The organism is Delftia sp. ZNC0008 (assembly GCF_000799035.1).
Lineage (GTDB): Bacteria > Pseudomonadota > Gammaproteobacteria > Burkholderiales > Burkholderiaceae_C > Comamonas > Comamonas tsuruhatensis.
This window is the reverse complement of the sequence record NZ_JTKZ01000755.1, coordinates 1-9,263: the sequence shown is the minus strand read 5'-3', so window position 1 is coordinate 9,263 and position 9,263 is coordinate 1. Positions and strand designations below refer to the sequence as shown.

The following is a 9,263-nucleotide window of genomic DNA, read 5'->3' as shown; positions in this document are numbered from 1 at the left end:
GGCGCGCCGAGCGGCCGGCTTCGACATGGAGGTGGCCTATCACAACCGCGGCCCGGTCGAGGGATCGCCCCACCTCTACCAGCCCTCGCTGCTGGAGCTGGCGCGCTGGGCCGACTTCCTCGTCATCACGGCCGCAGGCGGCGACGGCACGCAGCACCTGGTCAACGTCGAGGTGCTGGACGCTCTGGGCCCGCAGGGCTTTCTGGTCAACGTGGCGCGCGGCAGCGTGGTCGACGAGGCCGCCCTGGTCCAGGCCCTGCAGCAGGGCCGCATCGCGGGCGCGGGCCTGGATGTGTTCGAGGACGAGCCCCGCCCCCATGCCGAGCTGCTGTCGCAGGACAACGTGGTGCTTGCGCCCCACATCGCCAGCGGCACGCACGAAACCCGCCGCGCCATGGCCAACCTTGTGCTGCGCAACCTGGCGCAGTTCATCGCCACGGGCCGGCCCGAGGCCGAAGTGCCCTGGTCGGCCGCGCAGCAGCCGGCCACCGCCGCCACCGCATAGCCCTTTTTTTCCCAGAGACCGATCCAAACGATCCAAGAGCACGCCATGTCCTCCACCCCGACCATCACCGAGATCGAAGTCATTCCCGTCGCCGGCCGCGACGGCATGCTCATGAACCTCAGCGGCGCGCATGCGCCCTACTTCACGCGCAACATCGTGCTCATCCACGACAGCACGGGCCACACCGGTGTGGGCGAGGTGCCTGGCGGCGAAGGCATACGCCAGGCGCTGGAGGACAGCAAGGCGCTGCTCATCGGCCAGTCCGTGGGCAACCACCTCAAGCTGCTGCAAAACGTGCAGCAGGCCCTGGCCGGCCGCGACACAGGCGGGCGCGGCCTGCAGACCTTCGATCTGCGCATTGCCGTGCATGCCGTCACCGCCGTGGAGTCGGCCCTGCTGGACCTGCTGGGCCAGCACCTGGGCGTGCCCGTGGCGGCCCTGCTGGGCGAAGGCCAGCAGCGCGACCGCGTGGAGATGCTGGGCTACCTGTTCTTCACCGGCCCCACCGACAGGACCGACCTGCCCTACGTCCAGCCCGGCGAAGACCAAAGCGGCAGCGACGACTGGACGCAGGTGCGCCACATGACCGCCATGGACCCGGCCGCCATCGTGCGCCAGGCCGAGGCGGCGCATGCGCGCTACGGCTTCAACGACTTCAAGCTCAAGGGCGGCGTGCTGGCCGGCGAGCAGGAGGTGGAGGCCGTCACCGCGCTGGCCAGGCGCTTTCCGCAGGCGCGCGTCACGCTGGACCCCAACGGCGGCTGGCTGCTCAAGGACGCCATCCGCCTCATGCGCGACATGCACGGCGTGCTCGCCTATGCCGAAGACCCCTGCGGCGCCGAGAACGGCTTCTCGGGCCGCGAAGTCATGGCCGAATTCCGCCGCGCCACCGGCCTGCCCACGGCCACCAACATGATCGCCACCGACTGGCGCCAGATGGTGCATGCGCTGTCGCTGCAGTCCGTGGACATCCCCCTGGCCGACCCGCATTTCTGGACCATGGCCGGCTCCGTGCGCGTGGGCCAGACCTGCCGCGACTGGGGCCTGACCTGGGGCTCGCACTCCAACAACCACTTCGACATCTCGCTGGCCATGTTCACCCACGTGGCCGCCGCCGTGCCCGGCAAGGTCACGGCCATCGACACGCACTGGATCTGGCAGGACGGCCAGTACCTCACCCAGAACCCGCTGCAGATCAAGGGCGGCTTCGTCGAGGTGCCCAAGACCCCGGGCCTGGGCGTCACCGTGGACCGCGCCGCGCTGCAGCGCGCCAACGCCCTGTACCTGGAGCACGGCCTGGGAGCGCGCAATGACGCAATGGCCATGCAGTACCTGATTCCCGGCTGGACCTTCGACAACAAGCGCCCCTGCATGGTCCGCTGACCCCTTCCTTCCGTTACCCCTTTCCCGGAGCACCTCATGTCCCGCTACGACAACCTCATCAACGGCCAATGGAAGGCCGCCGACGGCTACAGCGCCAACACCAACCCCAGCGACCTGTCCGATGTGATCGGCGAGTACGCCCAGGGCAATGCCGCCGATGTGCAAGCCGCCATCGCCGCGGCGGCCGCGGCCTTTCCCGCCTGGAGCACCTCGGGCATCCAGGCCCGCCACGACGCCCTGGACAAGATCGGCAACGAAATCCTGGCCCGCAAGGAAGAGCTGGGCGACCTGCTGGCGCGCGAGGAAGGCAAGACCCGCCCCGAAGCCATTGGCGAAGTCGGCCGTGCAGGCCAGATCTTCAAGTTCTTCGCGGGTGAATGCCTGCGCCTGGCCGGCGAAACCCTGCCCTCCGTGCGCCCCGGCATCGGCGTGGAAATCACGCGCGAGCCCGTCGGCGTGGTGGGCCTGATCACGCCGTGGAACTTCCCCATCGCCATTCCCGCCTGGAAGATCGCCCCGGCCCTGGCCTTCGGCAACTGCGTGGTCCTGAAGCCCGCCGACCTCGTGCCCGGCAGCGCCTGGGCGCTGGCCGACATCATTCACCGCTCGGGCATTCCGGCCGGTGTCTTCAACCTCGTCATGGGCCCGGGCCGTGTCATCGGTGATGCCCTGGTGCGCCATAGCGACGTGGCCGCCATCAGCTTCACCGGCTCCGTCGGCGTGGGCCGCGGCATTGCCCGCGCCTGCGTGGAAAGCGGCAAGAAGGTGCAGCTGGAGATGGGCGGCAAGAACCCGCAGATCGTGCTGGACGACGCCGACCTCACCCAGGCCGTGGAGCTGTCCGCGCAAAGCGGCTTCTACTCCACGGGCCAGCGCTGCACGGCATCGAGCCGCCTCATCGTCACCGACAGGATCTACCCCGCCTTCATCGAGGCCCTGCAGGCCCGCATGGCCAGGATCAAGGTGGGCGACGCCCGCGCCGCAGGCACCGACATGGGCCCCGTGGTCAGCCAGGCCCAGCTGGAGCAGGACCTGAGCTACGTGGAAATCGCCAAGGCCGAAGGCGCCGTGCTGGCTGCCGGCGGCTCAGCCGCCGCCTGCCACACCGGCAGCGGCAACAAGGGCTACTACATGGCGCCCACCCTGTTCGTGGACACCCAGGCCGCCATGCGCATCAACCGCGAGGAAGTCTTCGGCCCCGTGGCCAGCGTCATCCGCGTCAAGGACTACGAGGAAGCCCTGGCCGTGGCCAACGACACGCCCTTCGGCCTGGCCGCAGGCATTGCCACCACCAGCCTCAAGCACGCCACCCACTTCAAGCGCCACAGCCAGGCCGGCATGGTCATGGTCAACCTGCCCACGGCCGGCGTGGACTACCACGTGCCCTTCGGCGGCCGCAAAGGCAGCAGCTACGGCCCGCGCGAACAGGGCCGCTATGCGCAGGAGTTCTATACGACGGTGAAGACCGCCTACACGCTGGCCTGAGGCAGGCCCCAAAGCAGCCGCCAGGACCTGGCGACTGCTTTCATCCCTGACGCCATCCGCAACAAAACGATGCGGATGGCGTTTTTTCATTCGTCGTTGCGCCCACAGTCAAATCCCGTGCGCGAAAGTGCGAACCGCCCCTTCCATTGCACCAGGGCCTTGCATAGCATCTTCCTCAACGTGAGAGCCGGCTTCAGCCGGCCGGCGTCCATACCGGAGGGAGACCATGGCAACAACTGCAAGAATTTCCGGCCCCGTGGGGCGGGCGGCAATGAATCATCCCAAAGACGTGTTCACTGTCCAGCAATTGCTCAACGGACATATGCAGCGCGATCCCTGCCGCAAACTGCTGCGCGAGGACGGCAGATGGTCCAGGGCACTGGAGCGCTCAATCGCCACCTTCCAGCAACTGTCCGGCTCGCCCGTCATGACCCAGGGCCGGATTGCACCCGCGACCCGCATGTTCGAACTGCTGGCCCAGCCTCCGGCAATCTTTGGCTACGAACGGCGCATGGCGCAATTCATGGGGCCGGAGCCGATGATCGAGGAGCCTACGATCGAGGTGTTCATTTACGACGCACTTCTCACCAGGCCGGGATCACAGTGGGGACATGCTGCAATCGATATTGATGGGAAGACCTACAGTCAGGCTCCAACAAGATATGCTGTACTGGAGCGCGAGCAATATCTTTCATCGAATTTGGCAACCGTCAAAAGAGATGTCACTGGCTTGGTGCTGAGAGTGTCTCGCGAGGAAAAGACGAAAATCAAAGCAGAACTTGAAAAGCGGGTTGCTGCTCAAAAACCGTACAGCCTTACCGAAAATAGTTGCTCAACCAATGTTGCAGAGGTATTGGAGTCAGTTGGGATTCTGGCACACGACCCGCGGTTTCAAATGTCGCCATCTACTTCGCGCTTGGTTTCACCAAAGGAGTTATTGATCATAATCTCAAGATCCAATAGAATTTTGAGAAGAATCAATTACCAGAAGAATCCATGAAATCAAGAGCTTTCGCAGCATATGCAACAGCCTTCATTGCCACCATAATGAGCGCATGCAGCAACTCCGACGAATATATGCCCGCAGGGCAATGGGAAGCAACAGAAGATTTGTATGTCTACACTACAAATGACCATCCGTTGAAAATTGCATTCGTTATAGAAAAAGGTGAGATTTGCGCTGTAAGTAAAAAACCCGTTATCAGAAAAGACTTGGGCTATTTACAGGTCTCATGCGCAAAGGGGAGTGGATGGGAGATAACAGGAAAATTCAAGAAATTGAGTGAATAAAATTATATACCTGAGCAGCCATCAAAAAATATAGCGGTCACTCAAAAATCAGACAAAAGTGCATGAAGTCAGTTCGAAATTGAATAGTCAAAACAATAGAACCAACCTTAGGGAGACTATTTAATGAGAATAATCACCAACACTACCAGAATCATCTCCGCAATAGCATTGACCGCCTGCAGTTATGAGCCAACGGGCCAATGGGAGGCAATGGATACCGTGGATATTTATAAAAACAACAATCATCCATTGATTGTCGCCTTCGTGTTGGAAAAAGGAGAAATATGTGCCATCAGCGAAGACATCATCCTAAGAAAGGATCTTGGATATGCACAGGTCTCCTGCGAGAAGGGCCGGGGATGGGATAAATCAGGAAGGTTCAAGAAACTAACTGACCTGGATTGATTTGCAGAAACCCGGGGCGCAATGCCCCGGCAGGCCTGTCACAAGAAAGCCTGAATCAGCGCTGAAACGCCGCCGCAGCAGCCGCCATTCGCCGCAGATACGCCGGGTCTTCCTGCAGGCAATGCACGTGGTTGACCTCGTCCTCCACCAGCTCCTCCATCCGCTGCGCAGCCCCGCAAATGGCCTGCAGCGCATTGGCCACCACCTCCAGATTGCGATGGCCCTCGGGCCGCTCCAGCCAGGCCAGCGCCAGCTGGCCCAGGGAATACACCTCGCTGCTGCCTTGCAGCGTCAGCCGGCCGATTTCGGTCACGGCATGGCTCAACTGCTGCGGTGTGGGCTGGGTGGGGATTGTGGATGCGGTATTCATGGCGCGACCTCTCTCATGGCAGGCACGCCTGGACGGCGCGCACACTGGATGGAGAAGGCCGAGAGAAAAACGGCGTACATGGTTTCGTGCTCCTTGCTGAGATCGAACCCACCGACCCGTGTTCTTACGCACAGACAGGTGGACGGGATGTTAAGAACACAGAGCAAGCCGTGCGGACGCCCTTGCGGGTAGCCCCATCCCGCCCAAAACCGCATGGACGAGCGGGCGCTATGCCCACTCTTTCCGAGTGATCAGACGTGACAAGGCCTCGCTAACGGGGAGGCAGCGCCGCTTACTCTAAAGGTGTTCTTACGCACCAGCCCCTGAACAGGGGGCTGCCGCAATGATAGAGACTTTCAGGATGGCAAGCGCCCCAAAGCCCCGGGCCGAGCGCAGCGAAGGCCCGCACCAACTCCCCGTATGTCAGCGCCTGCGCCGGGGCGGTTGCGGGGTTGCAGTCCTGCCGAAGGACAGGACTGCTTCGTCACCTGACTCGCCGTGATTGTTTGAACGTAGCGCGCAGCGCGAAGTGAGTTTCACGGCGAACCCCGCAACCGCCACGGCGCAGGTTGCCCCGCAGCGCAGCGAAGGGGTCGCGGACATTCGGGTCGTCTTTCTTTTGCCTCCTTTTCTTTGACGAATCAAAGAAAAGGAGGTCGGCCGCCGGGCCGAGACCCGGCCTCGAAAAACAACCACCCGGCAGGGGCAAAAGATTGCACCTAAGCCAAAAGCAAACAAGGTGGGCGGGAGTCAAGACCATGTGCCAGGCATGCGGACGCCCTCACGGGCAGCCCCATCCCGCCCCAAACCCAAAGACAGCCAGGCCCCCAAAAGCCCCAGCCATCAAACCCCGGTCAAGGATGGCAGCTCCCGCATCACTTCAGCAAATCACTTCAGAAAAACAGCACCCGCACCCAAGGCGCCACCACCACATTCAACGCCCCCGCAATCATCATCACCAACGAAGCAACCACCGCCTGCACATCCCCAAACTGCCGCGCCTTCGCCACCCCGCTGCCATGCGCGGCACCACCCAGAATGGCGCCCGCAGCCAGCTTGCTGCGCACGTGCGGCAGCAGCCGCAGGATGGTCTCGCCCATGAGCATGCCGCTGACGCCCGTGAGCAGCACGAACAGCGCGGCCAGGTCGGTGGGCCCGCCCAGCACGCGCTCGGCCTCGATGGCGAAGGGGGTGGTCACCGAGCGCACGGCCAGGCCCTTTTGCAGGTCCACGGGCAGTCCGAAGGCCTGTGCGAACCAGATGGTGGTGGCAATGGACACGCCACTGGCCACGAGCACGCCGGTGGCGATCGACATCCAGTGCTTGCGCAGCAGGTGGCGGTTTTCGTGCAGGGGCAGCGCAAAGGCCACCGTGGTGGGGCCCAGCAGCCAGACCAGCCAGTGCGTCTGGGCGATGTACTGCGGGTAGCGCACATGGGTCAGCAGCGCCAGCGCGATCAGCACCATGGGCGTGGCGACGATGGGCATGAGCAGCGGATGCGGATGGCGGCGGTACACGCGCTTGTTGGCCGCATAGCAGGCCAGCGTGGCCAGCAGCGACAGCAGGCCGATGGCCTGGTCGGACATGGCGTTCATTCCTGCTCCCTGTGCAGCCCGGCGCGCGTGGAGCGGCGCCGGGCCAGCCACAGCTCCAGCCGGTAGACGCGGTCCACGGCCAGCGCCGTGGCGGCCATCACGCAGGCCGTGCTGGCCACGATGACGCCCAGGATGCGCAGACCCTGGTGCTGAATCAGCTCGGTGTATTCGGTGACGACCAGCATGGCGGGCACGAAGAACAGCAGCATCTCGGCCAGCAGCCAGTTGGTGCCGCCCTGCAGCCAGCGCGCCTTGACCAGCCCGCTGAACAGGCCCGTGGCCAGCAGCGCGAAGCCGATCAGCCCGGCCGGCATGCCCCAGCCGAAATGGGCGCGCACGGCCTCCATGGCCACCCACAGCGCACTGAGCAGCCCCACCTGCAGCACGCCGCGCAGCAGCGGCCAGCAGCGGTGCAGCAGACCCTGAAACACCTGCGGCCGCAGGACGGGCGTGGCGGAAATCTTTGACATGGGGCAATCCTAGGGTTTGCACTCAGATTCGTAAAATGAATAATCTCCATTTTTCCCATGCACAAAAGGAATCCTCATGGACCTGCGCGCGCTGCGCTACTTTGTCGAGGTGGTGCGCTGCAACAGCTTCACGCGTGCGGCCGAGGCGCTGCATGTGACCCAGCCCACCATCAGCAAGATGGTGCGGGCGCTGGAGGAGGAGCTGGGCGGCCCGCTGCTGCTGCGCGAGGGGCGCGGTGTGCAACTGACCGACGCGGGCCAGGTGGTCCATGCGCGCGGCCTGCAGGTGCTGGAGCAGTCACGCCAGCTGCTGCAGGAGGTGGCCGAGGTGGACGGCATTGCGCGCGGCAGCCTGAGCGTGGGCATCATGCCCACGGCCGGGCACTACATGGCGCCCGTGATCGCGCGCTTTCAGCAACTGCATCCGGGCGTGGAACTGCATGTGCAGGAGCAGGGCGCACGCGCCCAGCGCCAGCTGCTGCTGGACGGCAAGCTGGACATGGCGCTGGGCCTGCACGGCGCGGGCGAGGCGAGTGGTGACCTGGCCGGAGAGGGCCTGGAGTACTGCACCATCGCCCACCAGAAGACACGCGTGGCCTTTGCCGCGCACGAGGTGCCCGACCCGGACGCACCCGTGCACTGGAGCGAGCTGGCCCGGCGGCCCTTTGTGTTCTACACCTCGGACTTCGCCCTGCACCAGGCCGTGCTGGAGCATTGCGCGGCGGCAGGCTTCAGCCCACAGGTGCGGCTGCAGACGCGCTACTGGGACTTCATCGGCGACCTGGTGGCAGAAGGCGTGGGCGTGGCCGTGATGTTCGAGCACGTGATCGCGCGGTTCGACCCCCGGCGCGTGTCCAGCCGCCCGCTGGTGGGGCCTGAACTGCACTGGGACGTGGTGCAGCTGTGGCGCAGCGGCTATCTGTCACGCGCGGCGAGGGCCTGGCTGGAGTGCGTGCGTGCGGTCTATCCCGACGACAATCGCTGAGTCCATGCAACCCAGAAAACGCCCTCCCTCGCGCTCCTTTGCGGGCCCATCCCGGCGCCTGCAGACCGCCTTCGCCGACCGGCCCGACACCGGCCCCTCACGCCTGCTGTGCTTCAACAAGCCCTACGGTGTACTCAGCCAGTTCACCCCCGAGGGCCGCTGGCGTGGCCTCAAGGAATACATCGACGTGCCGGGCGTGCATGCGGCAGGCCGGCTCGACGCCGACAGCGAAGGACTGCTGCTGCTGACCAATGACGGCCCGCTGCAGGCGCGCATCGCCGATCCGCGCTTCAAGATGGAGAAGACCTACTGGGTACAGGTCGAGGGACTGCCCGACGAGGCCGCGCTGCAGGCCCTGCGCCAGGGCGTGCAGCTCAACGACGGCATGACGCTGCCCGCGCAGGCCCGCCGGCTGGAGCCGCCGCCCGTGCTGTGGCAGCGCGACCCGCCCATCCGCGTGCGCCAGAACATTCCCGATTGCTGGATCGAGCTGGTCATCCGCGAAGGCCGCAACCGCCAGGTGCGCCGCATGACGGCGGCCATTGGCCACCCCACGCTGCGGCTGGTGCGCGCGGCCATCGGGCCCTACACGCTGGACGGCCTGGAGCCCGGCCAGTGGAAGGATGTGGAGCCCGCCTAGGGCTCCGGATTGTCGGTAGGTGCCACAGCCTTCCAGCGCTGCAGGCCGAGCCACGGATGAAAGCGCCGCGCCTCGCCCACCTCCACGCGCTCCACACTGCCGGCCAGCAGCGGCCACAGGCGCTGCAATACGCGG

Annotated in this window: 11 protein-coding genes; 8 read left to right on the top strand and 3 right to left on the bottom strand. The window is 64.8% G+C overall.

Features of this window, described 5'->3' with window-relative positions:
• The 6 genes from L995_RS24630 to L995_RS33430 all read left to right on the top strand — a co-directional run.
• A partial coding sequence (locus tag L995_RS24630; protein ID WP_047474019.1) for an NAD(P)-dependent oxidoreductase occupies positions 1-505 on the top strand: 505 nt, incomplete at its 5' end.
• Positions 506-550: 45 nt separating this feature from the next.
• The gene (locus tag L995_RS24625) at positions 551-1,888 is read left to right on the top strand and encodes an enolase C-terminal domain-like protein (RefSeq protein WP_047474017.1); all 1,338 of its coding nucleotides are present in this window, start codon (positions 551-553) and stop codon (positions 1,886-1,888) included.
• A gap of 36 nt (positions 1,889-1,924) precedes the next feature.
• Positions 1,925-3,373: an aldehyde dehydrogenase family protein gene (locus L995_RS24620; protein ID WP_047474016.1), complete on the top strand. Its 1,449-nt coding sequence runs from the start codon at positions 1,925-1,927 to the stop codon at positions 3,371-3,373.
• A 226-nt stretch (positions 3,374-3,599) separates the two neighbouring features.
• On the top strand, positions 3,600-4,373 hold the full coding sequence (locus L995_RS31495) for a hypothetical protein (protein ID WP_133073285.1): 774 nt from the start codon (positions 3,600-3,602) through the stop codon (positions 4,371-4,373).
• The gene (locus L995_RS33435; RefSeq protein ID WP_156136131.1) at positions 4,370-4,663 is read left to right on the top strand and encodes a hypothetical protein; all 294 of its coding nucleotides are present in this window, start codon (positions 4,370-4,372) and stop codon (positions 4,661-4,663) included. Before L995_RS31495 ends, L995_RS33435 begins: the two co-directional genes overlap by 4 nt.
• Positions 4,664-4,786: 123 nt before the next feature.
• On the top strand, positions 4,787-5,068 hold the full coding sequence (locus L995_RS33430; protein ID WP_133073283.1) for a hypothetical protein: 282 nt from the start codon (positions 4,787-4,789) through the stop codon (positions 5,066-5,068).
• A 55-nt stretch (positions 5,069-5,123) separates the two neighbouring features.
• Here L995_RS33430 and L995_RS24610 read toward each other — a convergent pair whose 3' ends face one another.
• The 3 genes from L995_RS24610 to L995_RS24600 all read right to left on the bottom strand — a co-directional run bounded on the left by L995_RS24610 (position 5,124) and on the right by L995_RS24600 (position 7,503).
• Complete coding sequence (locus L995_RS24610) at positions 5,124-5,438, bottom strand: hypothetical protein (RefSeq protein WP_047474015.1); 315 nt, start codon at positions 5,436-5,438, stop codon at positions 5,124-5,126.
• An 893-nt stretch (positions 5,439-6,331) separates the two neighbouring features.
• Positions 6,332-7,024 (bottom strand): LrgB family protein, encoded by a 693-nt coding sequence (locus L995_RS24605; protein ID WP_013800125.1) that lies wholly within the window; start codon positions 7,022-7,024, stop codon positions 6,332-6,334.
• Between the two features lie 5 nt (positions 7,025-7,029).
• Entirely contained in the window at positions 7,030-7,503 is a 474-nt protein-coding gene (locus L995_RS24600) for a CidA/LrgA family protein (RefSeq protein ID WP_046240705.1), read from the bottom strand.
• A gap of 76 nt (positions 7,504-7,579) precedes the next feature.
• On the opposite strand from L995_RS24600, the gene L995_RS24595 reads away from it, so the two are divergent.
• Positions 7,580-8,488: a LysR family transcriptional regulator gene (locus tag L995_RS24595; RefSeq protein WP_046240704.1), complete on the top strand. Its 909-nt coding sequence runs from the start codon at positions 7,580-7,582 to the stop codon at positions 8,486-8,488.
• Between the two features lie 4 nt (positions 8,489-8,492).
• A complete protein-coding gene (locus L995_RS24590) occupies positions 8,493-9,128 on the top strand; it encodes a pseudouridine synthase (protein ID WP_012202181.1) in 636 nt (211 codons plus the stop codon).
• The last annotated feature ends 135 nt before the right edge of the window (positions 9,129-9,263 follow it).

Coding starts and splice junctions, on each gene's coding strand:
- L995_RS33430 (WP_133073283.1), top strand. CDS start 4,787: ATGAGAATAATCACCAACACTACCAGAATCATCTCCGCAATAGCATTG.
- L995_RS33435 (WP_156136131.1), top strand. CDS start 4,370: ATGAAATCAAGAGCTTTCGCAGCATATGCAACAGCCTTCATTGCCACC.
- L995_RS24605 (WP_013800125.1), bottom strand. CDS start 7,024: ATGTCCGACCAGGCCATCGGCCTGCTGTCGCTGCTGGCCACGCTGGCC.
- L995_RS24620 (WP_047474016.1), top strand. CDS start 1,925: ATGTCCCGCTACGACAACCTCATCAACGGCCAATGGAAGGCCGCCGAC.
- L995_RS24610 (WP_047474015.1), bottom strand. CDS start 5,438: ATGAATACCGCATCCACAATCCCCACCCAGCCCACACCGCAGCAGTTG.
- L995_RS24590 (WP_012202181.1), top strand. CDS start 8,493: ATGCAACCCAGAAAACGCCCTCCCTCGCGCTCCTTTGCGGGCCCATCC.
- L995_RS24595 (WP_046240704.1), top strand. CDS start 7,580: ATGGACCTGCGCGCGCTGCGCTACTTTGTCGAGGTGGTGCGCTGCAAC.
- L995_RS31495 (WP_133073285.1), top strand. CDS start 3,600: ATGGCAACAACTGCAAGAATTTCCGGCCCCGTGGGGCGGGCGGCAATG.
- L995_RS24600 (WP_046240705.1), bottom strand. CDS start 7,503: ATGTCAAAGATTTCCGCCACGCCCGTCCTGCGGCCGCAGGTGTTTCAG.
- L995_RS24625 (WP_047474017.1), top strand. CDS start 551: ATGTCCTCCACCCCGACCATCACCGAGATCGAAGTCATTCCCGTCGCC.